Below are 14187 nucleotides of genomic sequence, written 5' to 3' on the forward strand. Positions count from 1 at the left end.
AGATCATGGCGCTGCTGCCCATCCTGCAATGGCCTGACGCGGGCCTGTCGACCGCTTGCGCTTTGGTTGCGCCGCAGGAGGATCTCGGCCCCCTGATCGCCGATATGTTTCAGACCATGTACGCGGCTCCGGGCCGGGGCTTGGCGGCACCGCAGGTTGGTGTACTCAAGCGCCTGTTTGTGATGGATGCCACCTGGAAGGACGGGCCGGGCACGCCCCTGGTGATGATCAACCCCGAAATCCTGACCTTTGGGGCTGAGCTTGCAACCGGCGATGAGGGCTGCTTGTCGATCCCCGGTGTGATGGCAGCGGTCCTGCGCCCCAGCACCGTGACACTGCGCTGGCAGGATGAGGCGCGCTGCTGGCAGACTGGCACATTCGACGGCTTTGCCGCCCGGTGCATACAGCATGAATATGACCACCTCGATGGTCTGGTGACTTTTGACCGTCTGGTGCCCGAGGCCCGCGTTGAAGCCGAAGAGACCTATCGCCGACATCTGGAGAGACCCGCATGACCGCACGTATTTGCCTGCCCTGGCCCGACAAACGCCTGCGCACCGCCGCCGCTGAGGTCAGCGAGATCACCGATGAGATCCGCGCGGTCTGGACCGATATGATCGACACCATGGAGGCCATGCCCGGCGTTGGTCTGGGTGCAAATCAGATCGGGGTCATGCTGCGCCTTGCGGTGGTGGATGGCTCCAAAGAGCGCGGTCGCGCCGTGCGCATGGCCAACCCCGAGGTGCTGCATGCCTCGACCCAGCTGCGCGAACACGAAGAGGCCAGCCCCAATCTGCCCGGGGTCTCGGCCAAGATCAAACGCCCCCGCGCCGTTACCGTGCGCTATATGGACGAAACAGGCGCGATCACCGAGCGCGATTTTGTCGGCATCGAGGCCACCAGCGTGCAGCATCAGATCGACCATCTGAATGGTAAGCTGTACTTTGATCATCTCAGCAAGATGAAGCGCGATATGCTGATCAAGAAATCCAAGAAACTGAACGGGTAAACCCAAGGGGGCAACAGCATGCGTATCATTTTCATGGGAACGCCGGAGTTCTCAGTACCGGTCTTGGATGCGCTGGTTGCGGCCGGTCACGAGATCGCAGCGGTCTATAGCCAGCCGCCCCGTCCGGCTGGTCGTGGCAAAAAGGACCGGCCCACCCCGGTGCATGCCCGCGCCGCTGAGCTGGGCTTGGAGGTGCGCCACCCGGTGTCGCTTAAGGGCGCCGTCGAACAGGAAGAATTTGCCTCGCTGGGCGCTGATATTGCGGTGGTGGTGGCCTATGGCCTGATCCTGCCGCAGGCGATTCTGGACGCGCCTGCCAAGGGCTGTCTGAACATTCACGCCAGCCTGCTGCCGCGCTGGCGCGGCGCGGCGCCAATCCACCGGGCCATCATGGCCGGCGACGCCGAGACCGGCGTCTGCATCATGCAGATGGAGGCCGGGTTGGATACCGGGCCGGTGCTGCTGCGCGAAGGCACCCCGATTGGCGATGAGGAAACCACCAGCCAGCTGCATGATCGCCTGTCGGAAATGGGCGCGTCCTTGATTGTCACCGCGCTGCGCCATCTCGATGGGCTGACACCGGATGTGCAGCCAGACGAGGGCGTGACCTATGCCGCCAAGATCGACAAAAGCGAGGCGCAGATCGACTGGACGCAACCGGCGAAAGAGGTGGACCGCAAAATTCGCGCCCTATCGCCCTTTCCCGGCGCCTGGGTCGACATAGATGGCCAGCGGATAAAGCTCCTGGCCTCGCGGCTGGCCACCACAGGCACTATGGGCACCGGCACCATGGGCACCGGCGCGCCGGGGCAGGTGCTGGATGGCGACAGCCTGACAATTGCCTGTGGCGCCGGGGAGGAGGCTGGCGCGATTGAAATTCTGCGCTTGCAACGGGCCGGCAAAGGCGCGCAGGATCGCGACATCTTTGTGCGGGGCTTCCCGCTTGCCACAGGGCGACAGTTGTAACAGGGCGGCAGTTTCAAACTGGGCGTCACTGTAAACGGGGAGTAGGGCATTGTTTCTGACCATGATGGGCACCGTGGTGATTGCCGGGATCACCGGCTACGCGGCAGAGAAAAGCGGCTTTACCCAAAACGGCTACCTGCCTTCGATCATCATCTGCATCGGCGGCGCCTTTTTGTTCTTCTTTGTACGGATCATGTTTGGCATCGGGTTTGCCTCACCGGGGCTTAATGCCATTGTGTCCTCAATAGGGGCACTGATCATCGTGCCGTTTCACTGGCGACGTTAGCGGAGAGATATTATGAGTGTTGTGTTTCTGATCATCATTGGCGTTGCGGCTGGTTTTCTGGCGACGCGGATTATGGGGATTGAGTCCGATATCATCACCACCATGGCGATTGGCATTGCCGGCGCCCTGATCGGCGGATTTGTCCTGCGTGCCTTGTTGACGGTAATGGGCATGGTCGCAGGCATGGTCGGCGCGGTGCTGGGCGCCCTGACGCTGATCTGGCTGTGGCAGACATATATCAAGCGCTAAGGTCGATCAGGTTTTACCCGACCTGTGGTCGCACGTTTGAGGCCGTTGAGCTTTGACCGCTCGGTAGCGCAAGTTGTTAAAAATTCGGTGTAACAAATGCTTGTTGAACACACTCACCTTCATCTGCAGTCCGTTCCTCCTGATCGGGGGGAGTTTCTGCTGCTAAAAGTAATGGTAGAGCTGGGGTTGACGGGCGGCGGGCTGCAATTTGAGAACGGGTTAAGCCCGGAGATGAACGCCCTTTTTCGCGATCAATTTGGTCGCTGGCAGGCTCTGAGAGCAGGGGCGGTGGCGGCCTTGCAGGAAGCAGGAGTTGAAAATGCGTTGGTCTGCGTGGTTGGTGTGAAGTTTCAAGATGACAGTCTTTCGCTGCCCCTCTGTGAGCAACTTTCAAAAACCTGCATCACCGGCGCCTTAGAGAATCCGGAAGTTCCTTTCACGGAAACGGGGAATAGGCGGGAAATACAGCGTTTCAAAGACAGGAATGCCGACCTGTTAGAGGCTTGGAGCGAGAACCAATTGTTTAACTAAATACCCAGAGCCGGTGTGTTTTTGAACGGTCTTAACTGCGTGGTGGGCGGCTTTTATAGACGGGTAGATGCCAGCCAAAGGCGATGGAGCCTGCCCGCAGCCCCCAACAGACCATGGCGCATAAGACCAGAGCGAGGCCAGAGGCCAGGCCGAATGAGCTGGCCGCAACCGCCACAATGGCGCCGCTCATGGCGCAGGTGATATAAAGCTCTCCCTGTTTCAGCACCAAGGGGACTTCCCCCACCACCACATCGCGCATCAACCCGCCCATGCTGCCGGTGGCCATGCCCATCAGCACCACGATGACAGCGGGCTTGTCCAGCGCCAGTGCAACACCGGTGCCAGCCGAGACCGCAACGGCCAGGGCAAAACTGTCGAGCCAGATCAGCAGGCGCAAACGGCTCTCTACCAGATGGGCGGTAAAGAACACCACAACAGCCGCGCCCGCCGCCAGCAGGATGTGGTTGGGATCGGCAACCCAGAACACCTCTTCGCGGTTCAGTACCAGATCCCGCACCGTGCCGCCGCCCACCGCAGTCAGACACGAGATGAAGGCAAAGCCGACGATATCCAGTTGGGCGCGGCTCGCCACCAGCGCGCCCGTCAGGGCAAAGACCAATACAGCGGCATAGTCGAGCAGGGTGACAAATGTCATTGTGATCTCTCCTTGATCCCCTGCGCGGGCCTCATGCCTTTGATTTGCTTTTCTTGAACGGCGCCATACCGGCGCGGGCCAGCTCATCGGCGCGTTCGTTTTCGGGGTGGCCCGCATGGCCCTTGACCCATTCCCAGGTCACCTGATGGCGGCTTTGGGCGGCATCCAGACGCTGCCACAGCTCGACATTTTTGACGGGCTTCTTGGCAGCGTTTTTCCAGCCGTTTTTCTTCCAGCCAAAGATCCAGCCGGTGATGCCGTTTTTCACATAGTTGCTATCGGTCACCAGGGTTAGCGCTGAGGGCCGGTCGAGGCTTTCCAGCGCATTGATCGCGGCCAGAAGCTCCATCCGGTTGTTGGTGGTATTGGCCTCGCCGCCCTTGAGTTCCTTTTCCTTGATGACGTTGTCGCCATCCTTGGCCTGCAACAGGGCGCCCCAGCCGCCGGGGCCGGGATTGCCGGAGCAGGCGCCATCGGTATAGGCATAGAGATCAGCCATGACAGGCCACCGAAATCCAGCGGGCCATGGTGCCATCAAGGCCTTCGCTTTCCCCAAACGCGCAGTTCAGCACGGTAAATCCGGCGGTCTTGAGCAAATCTTGCAAGTCGTCTTCCTCGTAATAGGTATAAAGCCGCCCGAGAGCGTCGCGGGCTTCGCCTTTACCCAGCTTGAGGGCGATATAAAAGACGCCGTTTGATTTCAGGGCGCGTTTTAGTGCAGCCAGATGGTGGGGCATGGCGGCACGTGGGGCGTGCAACAGGCTGTAATTGGCCCAGATCCCGTCATAGAGTGCGACGCCCTGGATCTCCTCAAAGGTCGCCCGCCAGGCGGTAACACCTGGCATATCCTGTGCAAGAGCAACCATTTCCTGCGAGGCATCGGTGGCATCGGCGTGCAGGCCCGCTTTGGCCATCACCGCAGCCGAGGTGCCGGGGCCGCAGCCCAGATCCAGCACCCGGCCTGCGGAAGGGCAGGCGGTAATGAACTCCAGCAATCGCGGGTCATTGCTGAGATAGTCCTGGTTCAGTGCTGCATAGTCTGCGGCCCGGTCACCATAAACTTTGAGTGTTTCTGTGTCGCTCATCGAAGGCCTTATCAATGGGGGGTGTTGGAGGTGGGCCGTGGCGGTCAGGCGCGTTCAATGGCCAGTCGGGCGGCAAGGGCGGCAAAAATGCCAGCAAAGCCACGGTTGAGCCATTTTATCACGGTTTCGGATCCCAGCACAAATTGCCGGGCCTGGGCTGCGAAATACCCATAGAGCACAAAGACCACAAAGGTGAGCCCCATGAACACCGCGCCCAGCAGGGCCATTTCAGAGGTGGCATGCGCCGGGTCGCCGGACAGGAAGGGCGGCAACAGCGCCAGGAAAAACACCGACAGCTTGGGGTTGAGGATATTGATCAGCGCGCCGCGTTGGGCGATGCGCAGAGCCGATTGCCGTTTGGTCTGCGAAGAGATCGTCAGCGCCCCACCAGAGCGCAGCGCCTGCCAGGCCAGATAGAGCAGGTAAAGCACCCCGAGTGTTTTCACGACTTGGAACAGCAGCGCGGAGCTGTGCAGTACCGCTGCCAGCCCCAGGGTTGCCGCAGCGAGATGCGGCAGGATGCCAAGGGTGCAGCCCAAAGCGGCCCAAACCGCAGACCGTGCCCCCTGACCAAGCCCCAGCGCCAGCGTATAAAGAACCCCGGTTCCGGGGGCCAGAACGACAACAATTGCGGTGATGAGAAACTGCATGGAAATCATTAGCTGGCCCTTTCGGTGGGGTCTCGATCTGGTCTGACATCTCAGCCTAAGAGCAAGTGAGCGCGCCGTAAACAGCCAGGGTCACCACGCGCTGGCTCTTGGCCACTGCTGTCAGGTCATTGCCATCCGGCGGCTGTCATCAGGATACTGTCAGGCCGAGCTCTCAGCCGATTTGTTGGCGGGGTGGCGCAGCACTCGTGGGACTTTGAATTCCACCCGTTCCACGGCGGTTTCGACCACCTCAACCGTCACATCATAGCGGGCGCGAAAGGCGTCGATGACCTCGTTGACCAGCAGTTCAGGCGCTGAGGCACCGGCGGTGATGGCAATGCTAGAGATCCCCTCCAGGGCGCGCCAGTCAATGTTGTCGGCCCGCTGCACCAGCTGGGCATATTTGCAGCCCGCTTTTGCCCCGACCTCAACCAGTCGGCGCGAATTTGACGAATTTAGCGCGCCCACAACCAGCATGGCATCGGATTTGGGCGCAACCGCCTTAACCGCTTCTTGCCGGTTGGTGGTGGCGTAGCAGATGTCTTCCTTATGGGGGCCGACAATGGCCGGAAACCGTGCTTCCAGCGCCGCGACGATGCCCTTGGTGTCATCCACCGACAGGGTGGTTTGGGTGACATAGGCCAGTTGCTGCGGATCGCGCACCTGCACCTTTGCCACATCTTCGGGGGTTTCCACCAAAATCACCTCACCCTCGGGCAATTGCCCCATGGTGCCGACGGTTTCCGGGTGGCCCTTATGGCCGATCATGATCATCTGCAGCCCCTGTTCCGCGTGGCGCTGCGCCTCGATATGGACCTTGCTGACCAGCGGGCAGGTGGCATCCACATAGACCATCTGGCGCGCCTCAGCGGCGGCGGGTACCGATTTGGGCACCCCATGGGCTGAGAAGATTACCGGACGATCTTGGGGGCATTCTTCCAGCTCTTCGACAAAAACCGCACCTTTGGCCCGCAACCCATCCACCACAAATTTGTTGTGGACGATCTCGTGGCGCACGTAGACGGGGGCGCCCCATTTTTCGAGCGCCAGTTCTACAATCTTGATGGCGCGATCAACGCCGGCACAAAAACCGCGTGGCGCAGCCAGATAAAGTGTCAGGGCAGGTTTGGTCATCGGCGTCTCCTTCGCGGCAGAAGTAAGGCTTTGCCGGCCCAAGGTCCAGCCTGATGAACCCGCTGGATGAGGCTGTGCACAGCCCCGGTTGTTTGGTCAGGCCGGGCAGAATACCGCTGGGGCACCCGGCGGTCGCCGTGTTCTCACGGTGCATAAAGTCTATGCAAAAAGGAATATGTTAACTGATCTGCTCCATGTTTGGGGCAAAGCGGGGGCCTTTCCTGCGCCAAAGGGGGCTGCGCGCGATACCTCTTTGGGGGTGAACAGTATGTAGTTTTGGTCGGGTAGAGGATAAAAACGCCGTGTACGGAAAAACGAGCCCAACCGAGTGCCTTGCGTTGGAGGAAAAGGGCGATTTTGCCACCCGGCAATATGCGGTCACGATGGAGCGCCGGTTTCGCACTGTCAGCGTCAGCTGCAATCTTGTGGTGGTGCTGGGCCTTCTGTGGATCGCTTTGGGCATCTCCATAAATGCGCCCAGCGTGGTGATCATCTCAACAATTGCGATTTTGGGTTCGATCGCCGCGCGTTTGCTCATAAATACGGAATATACGCTTTTGGCCCGCCTGCTGTGGTATTTCACGGGCTTGGTTGTGGTCATGGCGTCCGTTTTCACCATGCCCCCCGAAAGCTATATCGAACTGTTTTTTGTTGTCCTTCTCGGCGGGCCCTTTATGACGTTTTCGATGCGTCGCGAAAAGGCGATGATCATTACGCTGTTGGGGATCGTCTTTGCAAGCTGGGTGATGTTTCGGTTTTTGGGACATGATTATTTTGGCCCGCCGCTTGTCGAGGTGGCGATTCCCGTCAGCTATCTTTCTGGCGGTGTGTTGGTCACGGTTTTTGCCGTCCTCGTTGTCGAAATGATGGCTTTTGGCGAGTTGGCGGAAAGCTATAGCGATGATCTGTTGCAGGCGCACCAAAAGGAAAGCCAGGCGAATCATGCCAAAAGCGAGTTCCTTGCCGCCATGAGCCATGAAATCCGAACGCCGATGAATGGGGTGCTGGGGATGGTTGAGGTGCTTGAAAGAACGGATCTCATCCCTGAACAGCAGCGCCTTCTGAACACCATCAAAGAGTCTTCGACCTCGCTTTTGTGGATTATTGACGACATCCTGGATGTCTCTCGTATCGAAGCAGGCAAAATGGAGTTGTTTGAAACGCCCATGCGCCTGTTACCGCTGGTCGAGGGGGCGGCGGCAACCCTGCGGCCCCATGCCAGCCAGATGGATGTGGACCTGGCCCTGACGATACAGGCAGATCTGCCGGATACGCTGAGGGGCGATGCGGGGCGCCTGCGTCAGATTTTGCTCAACCTCATTGGCAATGCGATCAAATTCTCTGAACCGCTGGCCGGCGAAGCTGCCGGACGGGTGCGTTTGCGTGTGGAGATCTGCGAGCCCGGCTGGATTGATTTTGTCGTTGAGGACAACGGCATCGGCATTGAGCCAGAGGTCCAGGAGGCGATCTTTGCCCCCTTTGAACGTTCAGCAGTGGTGGCCAAGCGGATGATCAAGGGCAATGGCCTGGGATTGACGATTGTGCAGCAATTGGTCTCCAAGATGGGGGGCACTGTTTCGGTGGACAGCACCTTGGGTGAAGGCAGCACCTTCACGGTCCGGCTGCCCGTTCTGGAACCCTCCGGCCCGATTAAGGGGCCGCGGTTGGCAGGGACAAAAGTTGTGGCAATGCTGCCAGAGCAGGGACGGGAGTGTAACTGGCCCACTTATGTCCTGGCTGCTGACTGTGATCTGAAATGGGTGTCCAGCCGGGAAGAGTTTATCGGGCTTGCCCGTCTTGCTGGACGGGAGTCCATTTTTGTGCTGCCGGATGAGATTGAAGATGATCAGCGGTCCGGCTGGTGTCGCACCCGTATCGAAAAAGAGCTTCCAGACCTGAAAGTTCTTGAGTTCAAATCCTGCGCTGACATGTTGCAGCTGAGCTCAAGCAACCGCTGGGCTGTGGTGCAATCCGGGCCGGTGCTGCCCAGCGAGCTGTGGGACGCCCTGGAAAACTTGGTGGGATATGGCACCAACAAAGAGCCCCAGACCCATTCGGGAACCAAAGACCGCGCGACCGCACTGAATATGACGGGGGGGCGGATCCTGGTGGCTGAAGACAATGAAATCAACCGCGCGGTTATTGAGAGCCAGCTGGGGCTGCTGGGGTGCACGGTGACCATGACGCGTGACGGGGCAGAATGTCTTTCGGCCTGGAACAACGGTAACTTTGACATGGTTCTGGCGGATTGCCAGATGCCGGTGATGGATGGGTTTGAGCTGACACGCGCTATTCGCCAGATCGAAACCGAGCAGGGGCTGCGCCATACGCCGATTGTGGCAGTTACGGCAAACGCACTGGAGGGGGAGATTGGGAAATGCCTGGCCGAGGGAATGGATGCTTTTGTTTCCAAACCCGTGACATTAGCTGGTTTGGAAGCGGTGATCCGACAGCAATTGCCTGCCTCCGATGTTAGTGCAGAAACCCGGCGATGGGCTGCGGCTCAACGAGGTTAAGGGCAGCACAAGGCAGTGTAGGGCGAACCTACAGGGCCAGACCTGGTGAGGCTGCTGGATTTTGCGCTTTTGGGCTTTGTAGCAGGGGTTCAAAACGGGCTGAGTGAGTGGCTACCCGTTTTGAACCGTCTGTTTTTTTTAACCAACTGCCAGAGGCTGCTACCCTGGGGGCGCTGTTGCCTCGGGGCAGGGGGCATCACGATCAGGTCTTCTGTCGGCGGGACTTCTGCTGACAGCTGTTCCCTTTGAAGACGACTGGGAACAGCTGAGTGCTGTTATTGATCGGGCAGGTTCTGACGCTTAATCCTAACACAAGCGCAAAGAGCAGACCGATCCGGCAGAAGGTCCCTCGGGAATGCAACCAGTGTGCCCCAAATACAGGCCACGCCGTCGCACATTTGTTTAACCCGGAACGGCAGACACGGACCTTGTGTCAGCGGGATGCTCCCGCGGGGGGCGCCCAAGCACATCTTTCAGCTCTTCCAGCTCGATGAAGTTGTCGGCCTGACGACGCAACTCATCAGAGATCATAGGCGGCTGGCTGCGAATGGTGGACACCACAGAGACGCGTACACCCTGCCGCTGCAAGCTGGCAATCAACGGGCGGAAATCGCCATCGCCTGAAAACAGAACAATGTGATCAACGCGTGGCGCCAGTTCCATAGCATCGACTGCAAGTTCGATGTCCATGTTGCCTTTGACTTTGCGGCGGCCCATGCTGTCGGTGTATTCCTTGGCAGGTTTGGTCACCATGGTGAAACCATTATAATGCAGCCAGTCAACAAGGGGGCGGATGGGGGAGTACTCATCATTTTCCAGCAGAGCCGTATAATAAAAGGCCCGCAAGAGCTTTCCGCGGCGCATGAATTCCTGCCGCAGAAGCTTGTAGTCGATATCAAACCCTAACGCCTTGGCTGCGGCGTATAGGTTCGAACCGTCTATGAACAGCGCAAGCCGTTCGTCTTTGTAAAACATCCTAAAGTGTCCTTCCGGTAAGTCCGTTTGCGCCATTTAGTCCGTGAGTGAATTTTGGGCGGCGAAACGGGTGGACATATTGTAAGTACTTTGGCACCTGCTTCAAGTGTACGGGTTTTCCTAAGTGGGGTCAAAAGTGACCAACATACGATCAAAAGCGATCATTTCTTTGGGTGGCAACCTACCCTTGGGCGAAATGTCGCCACGAAAAACACTATTGGCTGCAACTCAGGAAGTTTCTCGCCTTATAGGTGAACAATGCCAAGTTTCTCGGCTTTTTCAAACCCCTTGTTTTCCGGCAGGTGCCGGCCCCGATTTTGTCAATGCGGCCATGGCGATTGAGACTGCCCTAGACCCCGAAGAATTATTGCAATGCTTACATAGTGTTGAGCAGAAATTCTCGCGGGTGCGAAAGCAGCGCTGGGGGACGCGAACTTTGGATCTGGATCTGATTTCTTTGGGCGAAAGAGTGTTCCCTGATCCTGCCATTCATCAACATTGGCGTGACCTGCCCCTTGAACAACAAATGTCACAAACACCTGAACAACTGATTCTCCCGCATCCCCGGATGCAGGACCGCGCCTTTGTTCTGGTGCCGATGTGCGATATTTGCCCCGAGTGGCGCCACCCCATTTTGGGAAAAACGTCGGCGGAACTCTGTGCTGCACTGCCAAAATCAGACCTAGAGGCGGTTCTGCCGCTGTAATCCCCGGTTGAAGCGCTTTCTGCGCTTGTCAACAAAAAGATATCGGCGTAAAAGTCGCTCTTCCGGACCCACACTGATTTTGGAGAGTCGCCTATGGCCCGCGTAACGGTTGAAGACTGCGTAGATAAAGTACCAAACCGCTTTGAGTTGGTCATGCTGGCGGCCCATCGTGCCCGCGAAATTGCTGCCGGAGCAGAGATCACGGTTGATCGTGACAACGACAAGAACCCTGTCGTATCGCTGCGTGAAATTGCGGATGAGACCCAGCGCGCGGATGATCTGCGCGAGCGTCTGATCGAAAACAATCAGAACCAGATCGAAGTCGATGAGCCCGAAGAAGACTCGATGGCTCTGTTGATGGGCGCCGAAAACGACAAGCCCGCTGACGACGATATGTCAGAAGAGAAACTGCTGCGTGCACTCATGGAGGCGCAGGGGCAGGGCTGACATCAGCCATTCACTCCCAATATTGAGGCTGCGGACCGGATATGATTTCACCAGAAGACCTGATTGCTCTGGTCCGCAACTACAATCCCAAAACCAATGCAGACAAACTCGCCGAGGCCTTTGCCTATGGCGAAGAGATGCATGAAGGCCAGTTCCGTCACTCGGGCGAGCCCTATTTCACCCATCCCGTGGCCGTTGCGGCCCTGCTGACGGAACAGCGACTGGATGATGCCACCATCATCACCGCGCTGTTGCATGACACCATCGAAGACACCAAGGCCTCTTATGAAGAGGTGGTCAGCCGCTTTGGTACAGAGGTGGCCGAGTTGGTGGATGGGGTCACCAAACTGACCAATCTACAGCTGTCCAGCCGTGAGACCAAACAGGCGGAGAACTTCCGCAAGCTGTTCATGGCGATGTCCAAGGATCTGCGGGTCATTCTGGTCAAACTGGCTGACCGTCTGCACAATATGCGCACCATCAAGGCAATGCGGCCGGAAAAGCAGGCGCAAAAAGCCCGTGAAACCATGGATATCTACGCGCCGCTTGCGGGTCGCATGGGGATGCAATGGATGCGCGAAGAGCTGGAAGACCTGGCTTTCAAGGTGCTCAACCCCGAGGGCCGCCAGTCGATCATCCGCCGCTTTGTGACCTTGCAACGGGAAACCGGCGATGTGATCCACCGGATCACCGGTGATATGCGGATAGAGCTGGAAAAAGCCGGCATCGAGGCCGAAGTCTTTGGCCGCGCCAAGAAACCCTATTCGATCTGGCGCAAGATGCAGGCCAAGGATCAGGGCTTTTCGCGGCTGTCAGATATCTACGGGTTCCGTGTCATCACCAAATGCGAAGAAGACAGCTACCGGGCGCTGGGCTGTATTCACCAGCGCTGGCGGGCGGTGCCGGGACGGTTCAAGGACTATATCAGCCAGCCAAAATCCAATGGTTATCGCTCGATCCATACCACGGTTTCAGGCCGGGACGGCAAACGGGTGGAGGTGCAGATCCGCACCCGCCAGATGCATGATGTGGCAGAGACCGGCGTCGCTGCCCACTGGTCGTATCGCGATGGTGTTCGCTCGCAGAACCCCTTTGCGGTGGATCCGGCAAAATGGATCGCCTCGCTCACGGAGCAGTTCGACGCGGAGGAGGATCACGACGAGTTCCTCGAAGCGGTCAAGCTGGAGATGTATTCCGACCAAGTCTTTTGTTTCACGCCCAAAGGCGATGTAACCAAGCTGCCCAAGGGCGCAACTCCAATTGATTTTGCCTATGCCATTCACACCCGGATTGGCCATGCCTGCGTTGGCGCCAAGATCGACGGCATTCGGGTGCCCCTGTGGACGCGTATTCGCAACGGTCAATCGGTCGAGGTGATCACCGCCGAGGGGCAGACCCCACAGGTGAGCTGGCTGGAAATCGCCACTACCGGCAAGGCCCGCACCGCTATTCGCCGCGCTCTGCGCGAAGCAGACCGGGCGCGGTTTGTCAAACTGGGGCGCGAACTCGCGCGCTCTGCATTTGAACATGTGGGGCGTAAATCCACCGATAAGACACTGGAAACCGCCGCGAGAGCATTACGCATCGAATCGGTGAACGAGTTGTTGGCGCGCCTGGGCGCTGCCGAGATCACCACCCATGATGTGGTGCAGGCGGTTTACCCGGAACTGTCATCACAAGAGGGTGAGGTGATTTCGCCCCGCCGTGCGGTTATTGGCCTGGAAGCGGGCCAGAGTTTTGAGCGCGCACCCTGTTGTCAGCCCCTGCCGGGGGAGCGGATCATCGGCATCACTTACCGGGGCCGCGGTGTTGTGGTTCATGCGGCTGATTGCGATCGGTTGGGCGAGTTTGAGGAACAGCCGGAACGCTGGGTTGATGTGCATTGGCACAGTGGCACCCACCCGGCGGCCTACGGCGTCACCCTGGGGTTGACCATTGGCAACGATGCTGGTGTGCTGGGACGAATTTGCACATTGATTGGTGAAAAAAAGGCCAATATTTCCAATCTTGAATTTGTCGACCGGAAACCAGACTTTTACCGGCTGATGATAAATGTTGAACTTCGGGATGTAGAGCAACTGCATTCTCTGATGTTAACATTGGAGGCCGAGAGTAACGTCGCCGAGGTTGCGCGTTTCCGGGAGCAGCCGGAGAAACGTTTGATTTCGGGCTGAGGCTCGGTTGGAACTAGGAAGGACGCAGGGCTTTGGTATTCAGGCGCCGTGATAGACGCCCGCTTCATCGCGCGGTTGCGGATTTCATCTGGCCCCGTGGGGGTTGGAAGCGGGCATTTCTATACGTAAAGCACCGGGTCCGCCGTCTGCCTGATTCGCCTGAACGCATCGCCCGCGGGGTCTGGGCTGGGGTCTTCACCACCTTTACGCCGTTTTATGCCATGCATTTTGTCGTTGCGGCACTGATTGCCCGCTTGATGAACGGCAATATTCTGGCGGCGCTGAGCGGAACCTTTTTTGGCAACCCGCTGACCTATGTGCCGATTGGTGTGGCTGCCTTGCAGACCGGGCACTGGCTGCTGGGCACCGAATACGAAGAGGTAGACCGCTCGCTGGTCGGTAAGTTCCTGGATGCGGGCAAAGATCTGAAAGACAATCTCTTTGCGCTGTTCCATGATCAGCCGGCCGATTGGCACGGGCTGTCGTTGTTCTACGATGAGGTGTTTTTTCCCTATCTGGTTGGTGGTGTTCTGCCCGGTGTCATCACCGCAACCATCTGTTACATGATCAGCCTGCCGGTGATCCGCGCCTATCAGCAGCACCGGCGGTCGCGCATCAAGGCCAAATTTGAAGCGATCAAGAAACGCGCCGAGATGGAGGCCGCCGGGATCACACCGGCTGCCGAGACCAAAAAAAACAAACCCAAACTGGCCCTGCCACGGGTGCGCAAAGTGAAATAGCCCGCCGCCTCGTCGCGGGGGGTTGCTCTTGGCGGTCTGCTGTCTAATCTCGCGGCAACAGATA

17 protein-coding genes are annotated in these 14187 nt (G+C 58.4%); 11 read left to right on the plus strand and 6 right to left on the minus strand.

The annotated features are described in order from the left end of the window. Nucleotides 1-5 precede the first annotated feature (5 nt). From def (N1037_02940) to N1037_02965, 6 genes are all read left to right on the plus strand, one after another. The gene (def, locus tag N1037_02940; GenBank protein ID UWS79999.1) at nt 6-515 is read left to right on the plus strand and encodes a peptide deformylase; all 510 of its coding nucleotides are present in this window, start codon (nt 6-8) and stop codon (nt 513-515) included. Next, entirely contained in the window at nt 512-1009 is a 498-nt protein-coding gene (gene def / locus N1037_02945) for a peptide deformylase (protein ID UWS80000.1), read from the plus strand. The genes def (N1037_02940) and def (N1037_02945) overlap by 4 nt, the downstream gene beginning before the upstream one ends. 18 nt (nt 1010-1027) lie before the next feature. Next, nucleotides 1028-1975, plus strand: a complete 948-nt coding sequence (fmt, locus tag N1037_02950; protein UWS80001.1) for a methionyl-tRNA formyltransferase — start codon at nt 1028-1030, stop codon at nt 1973-1975. A gap of 49 nt (nt 1976-2024) precedes the next feature. Next, complete coding sequence (locus N1037_02955; GenBank protein ID UWS80002.1) at nt 2025-2261, plus strand: hypothetical protein; 237 nt, start codon at nt 2025-2027, stop codon at nt 2259-2261. Between the two features lie 12 nt (nt 2262-2273). Continuing rightward, a complete protein-coding gene (locus tag N1037_02960) occupies nt 2274-2510 on the plus strand; it encodes a GlsB/YeaQ/YmgE family stress response membrane protein (GenBank protein ID UWS80003.1) in 237 nt (78 codons plus the stop codon). 96 nt (nt 2511-2606) lie between these two features. Then, the gene (locus N1037_02965; GenBank protein UWS80004.1) at nt 2607-3041 is read left to right on the plus strand and encodes a hypothetical protein; all 435 of its coding nucleotides are present in this window, start codon (nt 2607-2609) and stop codon (nt 3039-3041) included. Between the two features lie 31 nt (nt 3042-3072). Here N1037_02965 and N1037_02970 read toward each other — a convergent pair whose 3' ends face one another. From N1037_02970 to ispH, 5 genes are all read right to left on the minus strand, one after another. After that, on the minus strand, nt 3073-3696 hold the full coding sequence (locus N1037_02970) for a trimeric intracellular cation channel family protein (protein ID UWS80005.1): 624 nt from the start codon (nt 3694-3696) through the stop codon (nt 3073-3075). 31 nt (nt 3697-3727) lie between these two features. Then, nucleotides 3728-4195 carry a ribonuclease HI gene (gene rnhA / locus N1037_02975; protein ID UWS80006.1) on the minus strand — a complete coding sequence of 156 codons (468 nt, stop codon included), beginning with the start codon at nt 4193-4195 and terminating at the stop codon, nt 3728-3730. Continuing rightward, the gene (locus tag N1037_02980; protein ID UWS80007.1) at nt 4188-4781 is read right to left on the minus strand and encodes a class I SAM-dependent methyltransferase; all 594 of its coding nucleotides are present in this window, start codon (nt 4779-4781) and stop codon (nt 4188-4190) included. The genes rnhA and N1037_02980 overlap by 8 nt, the downstream gene beginning before the upstream one ends. A 44-nt stretch (nt 4782-4825) precedes the next feature. Beyond that, a complete protein-coding gene (locus tag N1037_02985; protein ID UWS80008.1) occupies nt 4826-5440 on the minus strand; it encodes a LysE family translocator in 615 nt (204 codons plus the stop codon). Between the two features lie 150 nt (nt 5441-5590). Beyond that, nucleotides 5591-6565 carry a 4-hydroxy-3-methylbut-2-enyl diphosphate reductase gene (gene ispH, locus N1037_02990; protein UWS80009.1) on the minus strand — a complete coding sequence of 325 codons (975 nt, stop codon included), beginning with the start codon at nt 6563-6565 and terminating at the stop codon, nt 5591-5593. Between the two features lie 302 nt (nt 6566-6867). On the opposite strand from ispH, the gene N1037_02995 reads away from it, so the two are divergent. Further along, complete coding sequence (locus N1037_02995) at nt 6868-9081, plus strand: ATP-binding protein (GenBank protein ID UWS80010.1); 2214 nt, start codon at nt 6868-6870, stop codon at nt 9079-9081. A 402-nt stretch (nt 9082-9483) separates the two neighbouring features. On the opposite strand, the gene N1037_03000 is transcribed toward N1037_02995, so the two are convergent. Next, nucleotides 9484-10056, minus strand: a complete 573-nt coding sequence (locus N1037_03000; protein UWS80011.1) for an NYN domain-containing protein — start codon at nt 10054-10056, stop codon at nt 9484-9486. A 136-nt stretch (nt 10057-10192) separates the two neighbouring features. Here N1037_03000 and folK point away from each other — a divergent pair, with 136 nt between their 5' ends. From folK to N1037_03020, 4 genes are all read left to right on the plus strand, one after another. Beyond that, nucleotides 10193-10762 carry a 2-amino-4-hydroxy-6-hydroxymethyldihydropteridine diphosphokinase gene (gene folK / locus N1037_03005; GenBank protein UWS80012.1) on the plus strand — a complete coding sequence of 190 codons (570 nt, stop codon included), beginning with the start codon at nt 10193-10195 and terminating at the stop codon, nt 10760-10762. A 93-nt stretch (nt 10763-10855) separates the two neighbouring features. After that, nucleotides 10856-11209, plus strand: a complete 354-nt coding sequence (gene rpoZ / locus N1037_03010; GenBank protein ID UWS80013.1) for a DNA-directed RNA polymerase subunit omega — start codon at nt 10856-10858, stop codon at nt 11207-11209. 41 nt (nt 11210-11250) lie between these two features. Beyond that, complete coding sequence (locus N1037_03015) at nt 11251-13383, plus strand: bifunctional (p)ppGpp synthetase/guanosine-3',5'-bis(diphosphate) 3'-pyrophosphohydrolase (protein UWS80014.1); 2133 nt, start codon at nt 11251-11253, stop codon at nt 13381-13383. Between the two features lie 32 nt (nt 13384-13415). Next, nucleotides 13416-14123: a DUF2062 domain-containing protein gene (locus N1037_03020; protein ID UWS80015.1), complete on the plus strand. Its 708-nt coding sequence runs from the start codon at nt 13416-13418 to the stop codon at nt 14121-14123. The last annotated feature ends 64 nt before the right edge of the window (nt 14124-14187 follow it).

The sequence above is a fragment of the Phaeobacter sp. G2 genome (genome assembly GCA_025163595.1).
Lineage (GTDB): Bacteria > Pseudomonadota > Alphaproteobacteria > Rhodobacterales > Rhodobacteraceae > Pseudophaeobacter.